This is a genomic window from Arthrobacter ramosus, from assembly GCF_039535095.1.
Taxonomy (GTDB): domain Bacteria; phylum Actinomycetota; class Actinomycetes; order Actinomycetales; family Micrococcaceae; genus Arthrobacter; species Arthrobacter ramosus.
In genome coordinates, this window is record NZ_BAAAWN010000001.1 from 4,409,976 (window position 1) to 4,426,666 (window position 16,691).

At 64.1% G+C, this 16,691-nt stretch carries 14 protein-coding genes, 1 tRNA gene and 1 other RNA gene; 10 read left to right on the forward strand and 6 right to left on the reverse strand.

Annotated features, from left to right (window positions below; genetic code table 11):
• The first annotated feature begins 42 nt into the window (after positions 1–42).
• Positions 43–942, forward strand: coding sequence for a LysR family transcriptional regulator (locus tag ABD742_RS20285; protein ID WP_234752620.1), 900 nt, complete (start codon positions 43–45; stop codon positions 940–942).
• A gap of 189 nt (positions 943–1,131) precedes the next feature.
• Here the strand turns inward: ABD742_RS20285 and ABD742_RS20290 are convergent.
• A tRNA-Ser gene (locus ABD742_RS20290) sits at positions 1,132–1,216 on the reverse strand.
• Positions 1,217–1,526: 310 nt separating this feature from the next.
• Here ABD742_RS20290 and ABD742_RS20295 point away from each other — a divergent pair.
• The 4 genes from ABD742_RS20295 to recR all read left to right on the forward strand — a co-directional run bounded on the left by ABD742_RS20295 (position 1,527) and on the right by recR (position 6,188).
• Entirely contained in the window at positions 1,527–1,850 is a 324-nt protein-coding gene (locus ABD742_RS20295; RefSeq protein WP_234752622.1) for a YqfO family protein, read from the forward strand.
• A gap of 209 nt (positions 1,851–2,059) precedes the next feature.
• Positions 2,060–2,156: signal recognition particle sRNA small type (gene ffs, locus ABD742_RS20300), an RNA gene on the forward strand.
• 33 nt (positions 2,157–2,189) lie between these two features.
• Entirely contained in the window at positions 2,190–5,483 is a 3,294-nt protein-coding gene (locus ABD742_RS20305; protein ID WP_234752623.1) for a DNA polymerase III subunit gamma and tau, read from the forward strand.
• A 105-nt stretch (positions 5,484–5,588) separates the two neighbouring features.
• Positions 5,589–6,188: a recombination mediator RecR gene (gene recR, locus ABD742_RS20310; protein WP_234752624.1), complete on the forward strand. Its 600-nt coding sequence runs from the start codon at positions 5,589–5,591 to the stop codon at positions 6,186–6,188.
• Positions 6,189–6,201: 13 nt separating this feature from the next.
• On the opposite strand, the gene ABD742_RS20315 is transcribed toward recR, so the two are convergent.
• Together ABD742_RS20315 and ABD742_RS20320 are read right to left on the reverse strand one after the other, a co-directional pair.
• A complete protein-coding gene (locus tag ABD742_RS20315) occupies positions 6,202–7,383 on the reverse strand; it encodes an ABC transporter permease (RefSeq protein ID WP_234752626.1) in 1,182 nt (393 codons plus the stop codon).
• A complete protein-coding gene (locus tag ABD742_RS20320) occupies positions 7,380–8,336 on the reverse strand; it encodes an ABC transporter ATP-binding protein (RefSeq protein ID WP_234752628.1) in 957 nt (318 codons plus the stop codon). The genes ABD742_RS20315 and ABD742_RS20320 overlap by 4 nt, the downstream gene beginning before the upstream one ends.
• Positions 8,337–8,607: 271 nt before the next feature.
• Between ABD742_RS20320 and ABD742_RS20325 the strand changes: the two genes are divergently transcribed.
• Entirely contained in the window at positions 8,608–9,954 is a 1,347-nt protein-coding gene (locus ABD742_RS20325) for an aspartate kinase (RefSeq protein ID WP_234752629.1), read from the forward strand.
• A gap of 127 nt (positions 9,955–10,081) precedes the next feature.
• On the opposite strand, the gene ABD742_RS20330 is transcribed toward ABD742_RS20325, so the two are convergent.
• Both ABD742_RS20330 and ABD742_RS20335 read right to left on the reverse strand, forming a co-directional pair.
• Complete coding sequence (locus tag ABD742_RS20330; protein WP_234752631.1) at positions 10,082–10,261, reverse strand: hypothetical protein; 180 nt, start codon at positions 10,259–10,261, stop codon at positions 10,082–10,084.
• A gap of 155 nt (positions 10,262–10,416) precedes the next feature.
• Positions 10,417–10,626: a hypothetical protein gene (locus tag ABD742_RS20335; protein ID WP_234752634.1), complete on the reverse strand. Its 210-nt coding sequence runs from the start codon at positions 10,624–10,626 to the stop codon at positions 10,417–10,419.
• A 123-nt stretch (positions 10,627–10,749) separates the two neighbouring features.
• Between ABD742_RS20335 and ABD742_RS20340 the strand changes: the two genes are divergently transcribed.
• From ABD742_RS20340 to ABD742_RS20355, 4 genes are read left to right on the forward strand one after another with little or no spacing between them, the layout of a single operon-like run.
• Entirely contained in the window at positions 10,750–11,253 is a 504-nt protein-coding gene (locus ABD742_RS20340; protein ID WP_234752636.1) for a MarR family winged helix-turn-helix transcriptional regulator, read from the forward strand.
• 16 nt (positions 11,254–11,269) lie between these two features.
• The gene (locus tag ABD742_RS20345) at positions 11,270–11,839 is read left to right on the forward strand and encodes an SSI family serine proteinase inhibitor (RefSeq protein WP_234752640.1); all 570 of its coding nucleotides are present in this window, start codon (positions 11,270–11,272) and stop codon (positions 11,837–11,839) included.
• Entirely contained in the window at positions 11,736–12,779 is a 1,044-nt protein-coding gene (locus tag ABD742_RS20350; RefSeq protein WP_372460957.1) for a 3-methyladenine DNA glycosylase, read from the forward strand. The genes ABD742_RS20345 and ABD742_RS20350 overlap by 104 nt, the downstream gene beginning before the upstream one ends.
• Positions 12,776–13,147 (forward strand): serine protease inhibitor, encoded by a 372-nt coding sequence (locus tag ABD742_RS20355; protein ID WP_234752644.1) that lies wholly within the window; start codon positions 12,776–12,778, stop codon positions 13,145–13,147. Before ABD742_RS20350 ends, ABD742_RS20355 begins: the two co-directional genes overlap by 4 nt.
• A gap of 206 nt (positions 13,148–13,353) precedes the next feature.
• Here the strand turns inward: ABD742_RS20355 and ABD742_RS20360 are convergent, their stop codons facing one another.
• Positions 13,354–16,527: a S8 family serine peptidase gene (locus ABD742_RS20360; protein WP_234752647.1), complete on the reverse strand. Its 3,174-nt coding sequence runs from the start codon at positions 16,525–16,527 to the stop codon at positions 13,354–13,356.
• Positions 16,528–16,691 lie beyond the last annotated feature (164 nt).

Below are 16,691 nucleotides of genomic sequence, written 5' to 3' on the forward strand. Positions count from 1 at the left end.
GAAGAATATTCATTAGATTTCTCGACCCTTCTGGAGAGCCGAATGCTGGATGTCCGCAGGCTGCGATTGCTGCACGAATTGAAGATCCGCGGAACGCTCGCAGAGGTGGCCGACGCGATGAAGTACAGCCCGTCGTCGGTGTCCCAGCAGCTGACATTGCTGGAGAAGGAAGCCGGCGTGAAACTGCTGAGAAAGTCCGGACGGCGAGTTCAGCTGACGCCGCAGGCCGAGATCCTTGTGGAGCACGCGGCGTCCTTGCTGGCCACCCTCGAGCGGGCAGAGACGGATCTCGCGGCATCCCTCTCCACGGTGACGGGAACAGTGCGGCTGGCCGTGTTCCAAACCGCCGCCCTGGCTCTCATGCCGGATTTCCTCACCATCATGAAGGGCGAGTATCCCGAAGTGCGCGTAGAGATGATCCAACGCGAACCGGAGACCGCGCTCTATGAAACCTGGGCCCGCGACTTCGACATCGTGGTGGCCGAGCAATACCCCGGGCACGCGGCACCGCATCATCCCGGCCTGGACCGGGCCACCCTGACCAGCGACGCCATCAGGCTGGCCACTCCCCCGATTGGCCTTGGTGGGGAATCGATCTCCTCGCTGGCGGACACGGCTGCGCTGCCGTGGGTCATGGAACCGCGCGGCGCGGCGTCCCGGCACTGGGCGGAGCAAGCATGCCGCTCCGCCGGTTTCGAGCCCGACGTCCGCTACGAAACCGCCGACCTCCAAGCTCAAATCCGGCTCATCGAGTCCGGCAATGCCGTGGCCCTCATGCCGGATCTCGTCTGGACGGGGCGGACGACGCCAGTCCAACTGCTGGACCTCCCCGGGCTTCCCAAACGGACAGTCTTCACGTCAACGCGCACCGCCGGCCGGATCCACCCGGCAATCCTGGCGTGCCGGGTAGTGCTGGAACGGGTGGCTGCGGAACGGGTGTAGGGCGTCGCAGCCAACCCGGCGCAGCCAACCCGGCGCTTGTTTCTCATCCGGCAGCAACAAGGGCCAGTCCTGAAAACAATCCCCGGTTTCAACAACGCAGCTTGAGGGGAATCCGAGGCCTGCCTGCAAGCTCGCCTCAAGGGCCCAGAAACGCAAAAAGGCCCCGGTCCAAAAGACCGGGGCCAAACGCGGAGAATGGGGGATTTGAACCCCCGAGGGCGTTAACCCAACACGCGTTCCAGGCGTGCGCCATAGGCCGCTAGGCGAATTCTCCATGCTTCTGAATCAAAAGCAGACTCCACTGTACCCGAGAATTTCAGCATCGCCCAATCGGGACTTTCATGGTGTCGGGCGGGCTCTCTTTGCGCTTAAACGTAAAAATGGACGCCCCCAATGCGTCCATTCCTCCGGCACTCCGTTGAGCTGCTGGGTCCAGCCCCTGAAACCAGGCCCTGCAGCTCACAATCTTGAGATTGCCCCAATCGGTGTACATACCCATAGTCCGCTGCGTTCAGCGGTTTGGCAATGGAGATCAAGAACCATCCTCTGACCTGTTTTTAAGCGACCACTGGGAGGATGGTGCCATGAGCCAACTGCACGCCCTCGTTGTCTACGTCCCGGCATCCCATAGCGAGAGCTTGCTGGCCGCGATCGGCGATGCAGGGGCCGGCAGAATCGGCGACTATTCGCATTGTTCCTTCACCACTCCCGGCACAGGACGTTTCACTCCATTGCCAGGGGCAGAACCGTTCATCGGAGCCGTGGGGCAAGGCGAAACGGTGCCGGAAATCCGGGTCGAGTGCGTAGTTGAAGCGGACTTGCTCGACACCGTAGTGCAGGCCCTGCGCGCAGCCCACCCGTATGAGGAGCCTGCATTCATGACGTGGCCAGTGAACGGTTGGCGCTAGTCCACTGGACATGCCCTCCCCCTGCCACTGGACATGCCCTCCCCAACACACGAGCACTGGACATAATCCCAATATGTCCAGTCCTTGGCTCTCACAAGGGACATGTCCCTTGGAACCACCGAGCGCCGAAGGGACATGTCCATTTCTTGGCTCTCAGAAAGCACATGTCCGCAAATTCGGAGGGCTCGATAACTTCGGGTAAGCTTGTCGACGGCCCCTCATGTGGCGTCATCCTGTTGAACTCCCCCAGGACCGGAAGGTAGCAAGGGTAGATGGGCTCTGGCGGGTGCATGAGGGGTCTCTTATTTAAATGTCAGTCCCTATAGGTAGGTTTCCCCTGTGACTGTTACTACTGCTCTTTACCGCAGATATCGCCCCGATTCTTTCGCGGACGTTATCGGGCAGGAACACGTCACGGAGCCGCTCATGACGGCCCTGCGCAAAAACCGGGTCAACCACGCCTACCTCTTCTCCGGGCCTCGTGGCTGCGGAAAAACCACGTCCGCCCGCATCCTCGCCCGCTGCCTCAATTGCGCCGAAGGCCCCACGGACACTCCTTGCGGGAAATGCAACAGCTGCGTTGAGCTGGCCCGCGGCGGCTCCGGCTCGCTCGACGTCATCGAGATCGACGCCGCCAGCCACGGTGGCGTCGACGACGCCCGCGATCTCCGCGAACGCGCTACCTTCGCCCCGGTCCGGGACCGCTACAAGATCTTCATCATTGACGAAGCCCACATGGTCACCTCTGCCGGCTTCAATGCGCTGCTGAAGATCGTCGAAGAGCCGCCGGAACACATCAAATTCATCTTCGCCACCACGGAGCCGGACAAGGTCATCGGCACCATCCGCTCCCGCACGCACCACTACCCCTTCCGGCTGGTGCCGCCCGAGCCACTGATGCAGTACCTCGAGCTTCTCTGCCAACAAGAAAACGTGCCCGTAGCTCCTGGCGTGCTCTCCCTCGTCATCCGGGCCGGCGGGGGTTCGGTGCGCGATTCCCTCTCCGTACTGGACCAGCTCATGGCCGGCGCCGGACCCAACGGCCTGGACTATGAACTCGCCGTCGCGCTGCTTGGATACACCCACGCTTCACTGCTCGACGACGTCGTGGAGGCAATCGCCGCGTCCGATTCCGCTACCGTTTTCCGTGCCGTGGACCGTGTCATCCAAACCGGGCACGATCCCCGACGCTTCGTCGAGGACCTGCTGGAGCGGTTCCGCGACCTCATCATCGTGCAAGCCATGCCGGAAAGCGCCCAGGCCATCCTCCGCGGCATGCCGGCGGACCAGATCGCCCGCATGCGTAGCCAGGCCAACAACCTCGGTGCCGCGGAGCTCTCCCGTGCCGCCGATGTCACTAACACCGCGCTCACTGAGATGACGGGCGCCACCTCGCCCCGGCTGCATCTTGAACTGCTCTGCGCCCGGATCCTGCTGCCCAGTTCCGAGCAGACCGAACGTGGCATCGCCGCCCGGATCGACCGCGTCGAACGGCGCCTCAACTACGGCGGGGCACTTCCTCCCGCGGAAGCCCAGGCGCCGCCGGAAGCTTCGGCTTCTTCCAATTCCGCCGCGCCAACTGCCCGCCCAGCGGATCAAGCAGTGGAACGCCCGACGGCGGCCGCCCGTCCCGTTCCCGCCTCACCAGGGCTCGGCTCACCAGGGCTCGGCTCACCCGTGCCCGGGGCAGCCTCGTCCACGCCGGCCGAGGTCGCTCCGGCTCCGGGCCATCCGCCTGCTTCCGGGGAACCGTCCAGGGAACAACTGACACCGCCGCGGGTGTCCACCACTGACTGGCCTGTGGATGAAACCAGGCAACACGCCAGCCGCCCCGCTCCCGAACAAGCTCCGCATGCTCCTGCTCAAGCTGCTGCGGCGCGGCCCGTTGTACAGGCGCCATCGGCTCCACCAGCGGCAGATCAGGACCGGACCCAGTCCGCGGCGGCACCGGCTCCAACGCCCGCGCCACGCCAAACGCCGGGGCCAGCACAGGCCCCGGTGTCAGCCCCGGTACAACCGCCAGTGCCCGCAGAGGCGTCAGCGCCCGCCCAACAACCGGCGCCCGCACAGGCCTCTCGCCCCGCTACTGGTGGCGCCGATGTAGAGGTGATCCGGCGGGCTTGGCCCGAGATCCTCCAGACGCTGACCAAGATCAAGCGCAGCAGCTGGGCTTTGGTTGGAGCGAACGCGCAGGTGGCGCAGTTCGACGGCCAACTTCTGACCCTGGCATTCAGCACTGACGGCCTTGCGAGCGCGTTCAGCCGCGCCGACCATGCCGAGAACCTTCGCCAAGCCATCCACAAGACGATCGGCATCGACTGCCAGATCACTTCGGTCGTCGGCGGCAACAGCTCAGGTAGCTCTGAGCCAAACCCAAAAGCACCGGCTGATCCGACGCCCCCTGTAGCGGGTGGCGCCTCTCCGGCTGTGTCGTCCGCTGTGGATACCGCATGGGGACTTGCCCCTGCGGCACAAAGCCCTGCCACCCCGGAAGGAGACAAGGCTGACCCGGCACCCGCACCATCGGCTCCACCAGCACCTACGGCACCAACACCGGTGGCATCGGCAACATCGGGGCGGGCTCCGGCCTCAGCAGCCACCCCGGCATCGTCCGCCGCAGCGGCCGTCTCGTCCCCGACGGCACCGACAGACCCGGCCGCGGACTACTCGTATTCGGACGATGATTGGGGTCCCCCGCGGGACGAAGACGCTCCCCCGCTTGACGAAGAACCGCCCATGGATTGGGAGCCGGCAGGTCCTCCGGGCTTCACCGCCGTGCCCACCGCCGGGCCTGCCGCCCCACGGTCGGCCGGCACGGCAGCCCCGGAAGCCGGCCCAACGCCTGCCGTCCCTTCGCCACGCGCTGGCTCCGCGCTGAACAGCTCAATCCCAGCCAGCTCTACCCCCAAGAGCAAGCGCTCCACCCAAGCACCTTCGGAGAAGAAGTCCGAGGCCTCGGAAGATCCATGGTCCAGGGCTGTCGAGCAGGCGCCGGGCTCGTGGGTGGTCGGCACCGAATCCAACGTTGGTTCCGCGGCTTCGGGCACCCCGGCCGACCCTGACGGTCAGGCCAGTTCATCCGAGTCGGTGACGCCCAGTCCCGTCTATGAACCTGCCGCCGCGCAGATTCCAAACCAGCCTCAGGCACCGGCACCGGCCATCGCGCCAGCCGCCGATTGGTCAACCACTTGGTCGGCGCCCCAGCCCGCGGCCTCCGGCGCGGGCACATCACCAGGCAGTGCACCGCCAGCGGGCGCATCGTCTGCCAGTACGTCGCCTGCAGCCGCGACGCCCGGGGGCGAAACCGCGCGTTCGGCCGTCGCACTCGCACAAACCACTCCGCCAGCCCCTGCGCCAGCCCCTGCCCAAGTGGCCCCTGCAGCAGTGTCGGCGCCTTCGGGAGCCGGGAAGCAGAGCCTCTACCAACGGCTTTCGAACAGCCCGGAAGCCATGGCCGGCCGCGAGAAAGCACCGGCACGGGCTGCCGTCGCTCCCGGTACCGCGGTGGAAGACATCCCGAGTGCCGACGACGAAACCATCGAGGAGTCTGGAGTCTTTGGACGGGCCGCCGTCGAGCGTATTCTGGGCGGGAAGCTACTGGAAGAACGGTCGCTGGACGGCATGCGCCGCTGACATCCGGACTCCGTAAAACACCCTGCGCGGGCCCGCAAAAGGTGCCACCCAACCGCGACGCCCGCCGAACAGGAACGGCGTCCACACCAAACGAACGAGGAAATTGTGTACGAAGGCGCAGTACAAGAGCTGATCGACGAGCTCGGCCGGCTCCCCGGCGTCGGGCCGAAGTCGGCGCAGCGCCTGGCCTTCCACATCCTTGAGGCCGATCCCGAGGACATGAAGCGGCTGGTCGCGGCCATCACCACAGTCAAGGAACGGGTGAAGTTCTGCACTGTCTGCGGCAATGTCACCGAGCAGGAGCTGTGCAACATCTGCCGCGATCCGCGCCGCGACCCCTCCGTGATCTGCGTGGTCGAAGAATCCAAGGATGTCCTGGCTGTGGAACGCACGCGGTCCTTCCGCGGCCGTTACCACGTCCTCGGCGGCGCCATCAATCCGATCGCCGGTATCGGGCCGGAGCAACTCCGTATCCGCGAGCTCCTGACCCGGCTCAACGACGGCGCCATCCAGGAAATCATCATCGCGACCGACCCCAACCTTGAAGGCGAAGCGACGGCCACCTACCTGGCGCGCATGCTGAAGTCGATCGGCATCACCGTCACCAGGCTTGCTTCCGGCCTCCCGGTGGGCGGAGATCTGGAGTACGCGGACGAAGTTACCCTCGGAAGGGCCTTCGAGGGTCGCCGCAACGCCCTTTTGTAGCGACCAGTCCGGCTTACGCGATCCGCGTGCCGCTGGCCAGCCGGCTTGCAGGCGTCCGCAGCGAGCGCCAGCCCAGCCACATGAGCAGTCCCGTCAGGACCAGTTGCAGGCCGAGCCCCAGCGGCCACAAGGGCGTCGTCTGCTTGAGGTACTGCGGCTGCGGCACGCCGTTGGCGCAAAGGTAGGTGTGGTCCGGGCCGGCGAGCGCGGACCTGGCACCTTGGCTGATGCCTTCGATCATGCCGACGGAGTAGAAGACGCTTCCGCTCCGGTCCGGATACGGAATCGCGTCGGCCACCACCACGTAGGGATTCAACGCGAGCATCCACGCCACGCGTTCGGTCCGTACGGCAGTGTGCTCCACCAAGGGCCCCTCGCAGGTGTAGCCCGGCTGCGCTGGTTCAATCGGCTGCCCTTGTTGATTCGGCTGCACCGGCGCATACAACACGGAACGGCTAGCGGGAGAATTGGCCAACACCGTCCCTTGCGCCAGTTGCGCACCCAGTGCGAAGGAAATCAACGATCCGACCACCAGTGCGGCAACTACCAGGTAGGTCACCACGATCGAGAACAAGGGCCGCCCTGCAAGAGCCGAAATCCCCACTCCAATCCCGCAGACAACGGCCAGTTCCACCGCCAGCATCAGCAAGGAAACCACGACGTGCCCCGGGGTCAGCCCGCCTTGGAACATTCCGAAGACAAGGAACGGGGAACTTGTCGCCAGGAACGCGAGCGCCGCGATCCATCCCGCGCAGAACTTGCCCCAGAGAATCTGGCCCGGGGTCAGCAAGGTGATCTGCAGGATGGCGAGGGTACCTCCGGCCCGGTCCCCGTTGATGGCATTGGCGGACAGCGCGGGCGCCACAAGCAGCGCAAACAGGAGCACGAAAGCCAGCACGACCTCGAAGATCATGGACCCCGCCCCGTCCTGCGGCAACAGTGCCGACGGCGGCATCGTGGAACGACGCGCTTCCATGCTGGCGTTCCAGGCGAGCCAGGTCAGCCACGTCACTACCGCGATCACAAAGAACCAGATGCCCAACATGATGTACCAGCCGCGGGAGCGCAACCGTTGTTTCATCTCGAGCACCACGACGTCGCGAATCCCGCCAAGATATCCGACGACGGCGTTCCCGCCTCCCGTAGCTCCCTGCGGTCCCGCAGGACCCGGCACGGTTTCAGTCACGTTGCTCATCGCCTCTCCGTATCCAGGTTCATGTACGTCTCTTCCAGGGCACCCGCAGCCGGGGCGAAGGAAACCACTCCGATGCCGGACCTGACGAGTTCACCCAAGAGGGCGGCAGCGCCGTCGTCGTGCGTCAACAGCAAGGTGACCGACGGGCGGCGGCCCGCTTCCACACGGTATTCCAGCCCTAGTTCGCTGAGCTTTGCTGTGAGGGCCTCGTTATCGAGGGCTGTGATGGCGTAGCGCCGGCCCTGCAGCGCGGCCTCCTCGAGGGTCTGTTGTTTCACGGTACGGCCTTGGCTGACGAACACCGCTCCGTCCGCGATTTCATCGAGCTCACTGAGCACATGGGAGGAAACCACCACGGCTTTCCCTTCCCCGGCCAGGCGGCGCAGCAGGTTTCGGAGCTCCACCCGGGATCCCGGGTCGAGGCCGGACGCAGGCTCGTCGAGCAGAAGCACGGAGGGGTCGTGGATGAGGGCCCTGGCCAGGCTGAGCCGTTGTTGCTGACCCCTGGAGAGGACTCGGGCCGGCTGGTCGGCAAGGGTGTCCAGCCGGACGAGTTCGAGCAACGCGGCAACACGCTGGGCGATACCGGCCTTGGGCAGACGGTAGAAGCGCGCCATCTGGACCAGGATTTCGCGCGCGGTCAAGGACTCCCAGACCCCCAGGGTGTCCGGCATCCAGCCGATCCGAAGCCGCGCGGCGGCGCTGTCGTGCAGGGGATCCAGGCCGTTGATCCGGATGGTTCCGGAGTCGGGCCGCAGAAGCGAGGCAAGCATGAGAAGGAGGGTCGTTTTGCCCGCCCCGTTGGGCCCAATGAGCGCAGTGACCTTCCCGGCTGGCGCGTGGAAATCGATGTGCTCGACGGCGTGGACCGTACCGAAGCGGCGTGAGACGCCTTCCGCGGATACGCCGAGGACACCATTGCCCGGGACGCTTGAACTTTCAGCTATGGACATGCTCTACTCACCTGTTTCCCCCAAACAGAACAAGTACGCTTCAATTCCCGTGAGCCCACATGCCCCCAGGCTGCGTATTTCTTGATCGTACGCCACGCCGAAACCACCCGGCAGGCACCCAAAGGCCGAGATTTGGTCACAATTCCCCCGCCCGCCGCGCCCGGCGATAAACTGGCCACATAAGCCACGTAGCCGTGCCGCTACCTGGCCACGCAACGTATGATCCCCAATTTAAACGTATGATCCCCAATTTAGCAGTGAGGGTGCGCGCATGAGTTTGCCCACTACCGATGTGAAAACCGAAGACCTGACCGCGCAGCCTGCCAAGACCAAGCAGCTGATCGTGCAGAAGTTCGGTGGCTCCTCGGTGTCCGATGCAGAAGGCATCAAGCGTGTTGCCCGCCGGGTGGTCGACGCACAAAAGGCCGGCAATGAGGTTGTCGTGGTGGTCTCCGCCATGGGAGACACCACCGACGAGCTCCTGGATCTCGCCGCTCAAGTCACCGATTCTGCTCCCGCGCGTGAGATGGACATGCTCCTCTCCGCAGGCGAGCGCATCTCCATGGCCCTGCTCGCCATGGCCATCAACAAGTTCGGCGCCTCCGCCCAGTCGTTCACCGGCTCGCAGGCCGGCATGATCACGGACGGCATCCACGGCAAGGCCCGCATTATCGACGTCGACCCCCACCGCATCCGTACTGCATTGGACAAGGGGCACGTCGCTATCGTGGCCGGCTTCCAAGGCATGACCCGGAGCACCAGGGAAATCACCACCCTTGGCCGCGGCGGATCCGATACCACTGCGGTGGCCCTCGCCGCCGCGCTCGAAGCGGACGTCTGCGAAATCTACACGGACGTCGACGGCATCTACACGGCCGACCCCCGCGTGGTCTCCACCGCCACGAAGATCGATCGTATCTCCAGCGAGGAAATGCTGGAATTGGCAGCTTCCGGCGCCAAGATCCTGCACTTGCGTTGCGTGGAATACGCCCGCCGATTCGGCGTGCCCCTGCACGTCCGGTCCTCATTCAGCCAGAACGAAGGCACCTGGGTCCTACCCAGCGCCGATGACAAGATCACGATTCAAGAGGGAGTTGCCTTGGAGCAGCCAATCATCTCCGGTGTTGCACACGACCGTTCAGAAGCCAAGGTCACCGTGGTCGGCGTTCCGGACATTCCCGGCAAGGCCGCCGCGATTTTCCAGGTCATCGCCAAGGCGCACTCGAACATCGACATGATCGTTCAGAACGTGTCCACGCACGGAACCGGCCGCACGGATATTTCCTTCACCCTGCCCATCGTGGAAGGCGCCGATGCCCTCACGGCACTCCGTGCGGCGCAGCCTGAAATCGGCTTCGAAAGCATCGAATACAACGAGAACGTCGGCAAGCTTTCCCTGATCGGTGCGGGCATGCGTTCGCACCCGGGCGTCTCCGCCACTTTCTTCAAGGCGCTCTCCGACGCCGGCATCAACATCAACATGATTTCCACCTCGGAGATCCGCATCTCCGTGGTCACGCACGCCGATCTGCTGGATGACGCCGTGCGCGCCATCCACAAGGCGTTCGAGCTCGACGGCGACGCCGAGGCAACCGTCTATGGCGGCACCGGCCGCTAGCCGCCTCCCGGACGGGAACGCTAGCCGGGCAACCGCCGTCGGGATCAGAAGAACTTAAACGTGAAAGAACCGGAGCTTTTGGCTCCGGTTCTTTTGTTTTCCTCCGGCTTTGGAGCCGCAAGCGGCTTCAGGCGCCTTCCTTGCGGATTCCGTAGTGGTGGCCCTGGTCGTCTGTTTCGACGACGAAATGCCCCAGGTCTTCTTCCGACGCCGTCTCGAAGTCGTCATGCTTGTGGACTACGGGCGTATCAATGTCGCCCCGGGTTGCCGGGCCGAACCAGAAACGCAGTCGATCTGTGACCTTCATGAAGCTATCGAGTGCATGTCCCACAATTCCCACCTCCTTCCCCGCTGCGAGGTCCAGCCGTGCGGTTGGAGCTGAGTGGTTCCAGTGAGGCCAATTTTACGCCCGGAACCCGTAAAAGGCCCGGGTCGGCGTCGATCGCTGAGAGCTAGGAGCGCTTAACGAAGGGATTTGTCGTCCGGGTTCTTGGGGACCACATAGGTGCTGCCGTCGGCCCTGCGGATCGTCTCCCATTGCTGCGCTTCGGCCTGGCGCCGCACGAGGAGTCGCTTGTTCTCCTCGGTCATTTCATGATCCAGGGAACTGCTGTGCGCCGGACCGAAAATGATCCGCAGCTTGCCGGTTGCACGCATGAATCTCTGGGTCATGGTCTCTTTGGCCACCTGGTCTACCCTCTCTCAAAAGGATGTTGTGGTTAAAGAGTACACTAACAATTAGTGCACTAACTATCGATCGGCGCAGACCGGTCGCGACACGGAACGGAGCAAGCCATGGCTGCCGCAAGCACACCCGTTGCCCCCGAAACCACCGCCCCGCTTGAAGACGACCTTTTGCTGGAGCGTCAATTGTGCTTCGCCCTGACGGTGGCGTCGCGGAGCGTGGTGGGCGTCTACAAGCCGGTGCTTGAAAAGATGGGACTGACCCATCCGCAGTACCTCGTGATGCTAGCCCTCTGGGAACGCAGCCCGCGCACGCTCAAGGACATCAGCGAGGCACTCCTGCACGAGCCAGCAACCCTTTCACCCATCCTGCGCCGGCTCGAGGAAGCAGGATTCGTGACCCGCAACCGCATCCACGGAAACGAACGGGCCCTCGCCATTACCTTGACCGAAGCCGGCGCCGCCCTCAGGCAACAGGCGACCTCCGTGCCGGGAACCATCATGGAGCGGCTCCAACTCACGCGGGCCGAAGTAGCGGAACTGCACCGGGCCATGACCGGGCTCATCGCGGCCACGCAACACCCGACTGCCGGTACGGGCGATAAACTGGCATAAATCAAGGAGAACCCCCATGCGCCTGCGAATAGTCCGGTCTGTGCTGGCCGTCGTCGCCGTCGCTGGTCTTGCCGCCTGCACGCCCGGCCCCGGGGGCGGTTCGCCCAGCAGTTCGGCGCCTGGCAACAGCACGTCGTCCTCGCCGTCGAGCAGCCCCACCGGGCTTTTGCCTGACGAAACGTCGTCTCCCAGCGGCAAACCGGCTCCTTCGGTCTCCCCCACCGCGCCCAGCTCCCCCGGCCGCGGAGATGCCGAGCTTTCCATCATCCTCAAGCTGTCCCCCACGGCAGCCGCTGAAAGCTACACGCTCGTCTGCACCGGCGGCGTCCCCGCCGCGGAGAGCCACCACCCCACCGCAGCCGCAGCGTGCGCAGCCCTGAAAAAGAACCCGGGCCTGCTCACGCGCACGCCCCGCCCCAGCGACCAGATGTGCGACCAGCGTTACGGCGGACCCCAGACGGCAATAGTCACCGGGGCCATTGATGGCGTGGGCGTCGAGTCCTCCTACAAACTCACTGACGGCTGCGAAATCTCAGCATGGGCCGCCGTCGCCGACATCCTTGGTTCGAGCGGTGCCGGAGCTTAAGTACAGACACCTCCCTCAAGAGAAATGGCTCGCGCTGGAGGCTGCCCACCACGAACGCGTTGAGCGCTATGCGAAGCCGTACTTGGCCCGGCGCTCCGCAGGCCAGAAGCATCCCGTGGAAGATTTCCTCTTCACCTACTACACCCAGAAGCCCGGCCAGCTGCTGCGCTGGCACCCGGGCGACGGCGTCGTCCTCTCCGGCCCCAAGGCTGCCGAGCGGGCCGGGTGGAAGTACTACCAAGTGCTCGACGACGGCGCGCTGGCGGCCGCGGGCCTGCCCGCCGGTACCGTCGCGGTCACCTTCGATCGCCGCAAGTTCGCGGCCGACCGCACCGAGGCCGTCCGTTTCGCCGGCATCATCCTCAGGGGAACCGTTGCGCGGCCCGCCCAGTTTGGTTGCTTCGGACTGCACGAGTGGGCCATGGTCTACCGGCAGGACAAATTCGATCTTCGCCACGAGTACCTCAAGCTGCGGCTCGGCTCCGAAGGCACAGACACCGTGGTGGAAGACAACCGGATCCGCTGCTCGCATTTCGACGCCTTCCGCTTCTACACTCCGGACGCTATCCCGCTCAACGAACTCGCCCCCACGCGGGACAACCAACGCACCATGGAGCAACCCGGCTGCCTGCACGCCAACATGGACCTGTACAAATGGGCGTACAAGCTGACGCCGTCCCTGCCGAGCGAACTGGTCATGGACTGCTTCGAACTGTCCTGGCGGATCCGGGCCATGGACATGCAGGCCTCGCCCTACGACCTTGAAGAGTGGGGATACCCCGCCATCAGGATCGAGACACCCCAAGGCAAGGCGGAGTACGTTGAGTATCAGAGGGCATTCGCTGCCGAGGCCCAAGCGCTCCGCGCGCGGGTCCTCGACGAAATGCAACCGCTCCTTGAACTCCTGGTACAAGCACCGTCTCACGAAGGACAGCGATGACTTCAAGCAATGGAAAGTACGACGTCGAACTCACCATCACGCTGACAGAGGCACCAGGCGCCGTGGACTATGAGTTCGTCCTGCTCGGCTCGGGCGGCGCAGTCTCCGAAGGCTCGACCCTTCCGGACCCCCGCGCGGCGCTTGCCGCCGTCGAGCAATTCGGCGAAGAGATCTTCTTTCCGGTTCCGCGGCCGGACCGGATTTGCACCCAGCAGTACGGCGGTCCACAAGTGGCGTTGGTGACGGGCCGGTTCCGCGGTCGCGAGGTCAGCAGCCGCTTCAGCCGGACGGACGGCTGCGAGATCGCCCGTTGGCGTACGATGGCCGCACTCCTTGGCGGCGTGGCAGGATCCACAGGAAACATCTAACGACGCTCGCTCACATATGACGGTCCCCAACCCAACGCTCGCTCACATATGACGGTCCCCAACCCAACGCTCGCTCACATCAGCTGCAAGAGGGTGCCACCGTTTGGGCTCATATCTGAGCGGGCGTCCGGGGGTAGCAAGAAAGCGGCCGGCGGGATATCCCGCCGGCCGCTTTCTTGCATTTCTGTCAGACCATCACCGCCGCACTAAAGCGCGTTGTTTGACTGGTCCTCCCCTTCATTCTGAAGTTTGCCCTTGCCGTGCTGGCCTTCTTGGTCATCCTTCGGCACGACGGACACGCTGCCGTTTGCCGAGACCAGAACGGACACAAACGTCGGCGAACTTGTGCCGGCAAACGTGAGTCGGCCGATGTAGGAACCCGGCGTCAGGCTGTTCCACGCGAAGGTGAGCTTCCCGGATTTGCCGTTCTTCATGTTGATCGGGTTGGGCGTGACCGTGGCGTTGCCTTGGTTTGCGCCCAGGATCGCGGCATCAACGCTGGCCTTGGTGGGCCGGTTGTTGGGGCTGGCATACAGGTTCGCGATGATGGTGTACGTCCCAGGCTCCGGGTTGTCGAGGGAGAGCGACTCACTGGCACTGGGTGTCGCTGCCGTGAACAACTGACCCGACGGCGACAGAACATACAGATCGAAATCCGCCGTGGGATCGGAGGAAATCACCGAGAACTTCGCGAACGCGGTTCCGGGGGCAACTGTGGCGGTCTTGACGAAGTTCGAGGCATTGTTCGCCACAGCCACAGGACCGGGAACAAGCTCCGCGGCCGAGGAATCAGCCTTGGAGAGACCGTCAATGGTCACGGCCGTGGGTGAGTCGGAACCGGAGACGATATTGATGTCCGCCGATCCGCTTGCCTGCTGGGACGTGAAGGCGACGCTCTTGGATGCCAGTACCGACTGCGGACGGACCGCAATCGGAGAGACCACCGACTTGTTGGCGCCTTCCCACTTCAGAGATCCCATCGCGAAAGTACCCAGTGCCGCGCTCTTGTTTTCGAAGGTCACCGTGAAGGTCTTCTTCTGGCCGACTTCGCTGAAATTCAGCACGGACGGGGTGACCTTGACGTCAACCCCAGGGACATTGACTGTGGCCCGGTACTGTCCCGGGGTCAGCGCGGTGACGGTGCGAGTGACCTCCATCTTGCCTGCGAGGTTACCCAGGGCGAACGACGGAAGGTTCATGTCGCGCGGCAGTGTCGAGCCAAGTCCCGGCTTGCCGAGATCGACGCCGGTGCCCTGGATGAACTTCAGGTAGTCATCGGTTCCGGCATCGTAGACCAGGCCCGGTTCCAGCACGCCGGCAGGGTTCATCTCGCCCGCACCGGTGGCGAAGACGTCCTGGTTCTTGCTTCCATCGGCCAGCTTGACGTCACTCGCCGTCGTCATCATGGCCGACTTGACCGCCGCCGGTGACCAATCGGGATTCTTCGCCATGATCAGGGCTCCAAAACCTGCAATGTGCGGGGACGCCATGGAGGTACCGGACATGAATCCGTACTCATCGCCTTTGCTGCCGATGGGCGAAACCCCCGCCAGCACGGCAACGCCGGGAGCCGAAACGTCCGGCTTGAGCAGATCCGAATCGGTGGCGAGGAGCGGGCCGCGGGACGAGAATCCGGCGATCTGCGGCTGAGCCTCGAGCGGAAGCCCGGTGGTGTCGTGGTCAACGAGAGAAACAGTAAGTCCCGGGTTGGCCGCAACCTTGTCCTTGATGGCCTGCGACGCCGGGGGGTTCACGTGGACGGTGGGCACTGCGTGCTTGTCCGTGTCCAATGAGGAGCTGGTGAGGTTCACGAGGATCATGCCCACGCCGCCACCGCGGAGCACCTCGGCGCTCTTGGCGACGCGGTCAACCACCCCACGGTCACACACCACTACCTTGCCGGCGATTTTCGCCGCGTCCAGGGACCCAGGCGCACAGAGTGCTGCGTTACCGGCACCTGAGGCGGCGTTTGCGGAGAGCACGACGCCGGCCCCGCTCACCTGGTGGTTCATGATGCTCGCTCCGCGGAACTTGGTGCCGTCGGAGAATTCGACGGTGCCCTGGAGCTCCTGGGAGAAGGAAGTAGCCGCAACCGTGGTCATCCAGGGTGCGCCGTGGTTGACGGTGCTGGCCTGCGGGCCGGAGTTACCGGCGGACGCTGCCACAAAGATGCCGGCAGACGCGGCAGAGAGGAACGCCAGCGAGACCGGGTCCGTGGTGGTGTCCGTAGCGCCGGAAATGGAGTAATTCAGGACGTCCACGCCGTCGGCAATGGCCTGGTCAATGGCGGCTATGGCCGCGGAACTGTAGCAGCCGCCCGAATTGGGGTTGGTGTCTTCCCAGCAGATCTTGTAAATGGAGAGCTTGGCAGCTGGTGCCACCCCGCTCGTCTTTCCGAAGCTGCGGCCATCCACGAACGTCTCCACACCGGAGTTGCCCGCTGCGGTGCTGGCCGTGTGCGTACCGTGGCTCGCGACGTCGATGGGCGAGAGCTGTTCCTGGGGTGCCCGTTGGGCTGGAGGAACCGACTGGAGGAAGGCATCTGCGAAGTAGTGGGCAGCGAGGACTTTGGAATTGCAGGCAGTGCCGTCAAAGGCCGCCCCGGTGTCGGTACCTTTCTGGCATTCGCCTACGAAGGTATCTCCGTTGGCCTTCAGCATGGCGATCTTGCCGTCATTCGTGCGGTACGGGACGCCCACCTGGGGGTCCCCGACCAGCGGCTGGACGGCATCGCCGGCGAAGAACTTGCTTGTGGGCGTGTAGCCGGTGTCGATGACGCCCACCACAGTGCCCTTGCCGGCCTGGTCCTGGCCTCCGAACTGGGTATTCCACACGCCGTTCGGTCCGCTGAGGTTGAGGAAATCGGTGGTGGAGTAGTCAGGAGCGGACTGCGTGTCCGGGGCCACGAGGAGAACATCGGGGTTCTTCGCGAGATTGACGGCCTGGTTCGCGGAAAGGGTGGCGCTGAAGCCGTTGATGGCTGTTGTGTAGTCGCGATTGATGCTCACGCTCTGCTGCTTGGCCACGTCCTGCTGCTTCTGCAGCAAGTGGGCCTCGTACTGCTTCACTTCGGCCCTGCCGACGTCAAGCTTCTTGCCTGCCTGCGGCTTGGTGGGCACATAGCCGGGCGTTCCGCCGTCGTAAGTGGCCGCTGGCTTCTCTGCCAGCACCACTACGTAGCGGCCATCCTGGTAAGACTTGGGGTCGACATTCCGGGCAACCCCCGCAACCGTTGATCCGAAGACCGTTGAGCCGGAAGCGGGCGCAGCTTGAGCGGGTGTCAAAGCCACCGAGGAGAGCAGAACCGGCAGTCCGACGGCCAACGCCGCAGCTTTTCGAAGCCCCCCGCTTCCAATGAAGCTCTTTCCTTGTGAATTCACGAGTGATTGCACCTTTCCGGGCGATCGTGGCGGTCATGTCAAGATCAATCAACTAAGGATGGGCACCGATTGACAGTTCTTGTAATCAGGTAAAGCCCAGCCGATTCATAGAGTACAGAGCGATAGTCGAATATGACATAGGACACATTTCACGTTTTTTGTCA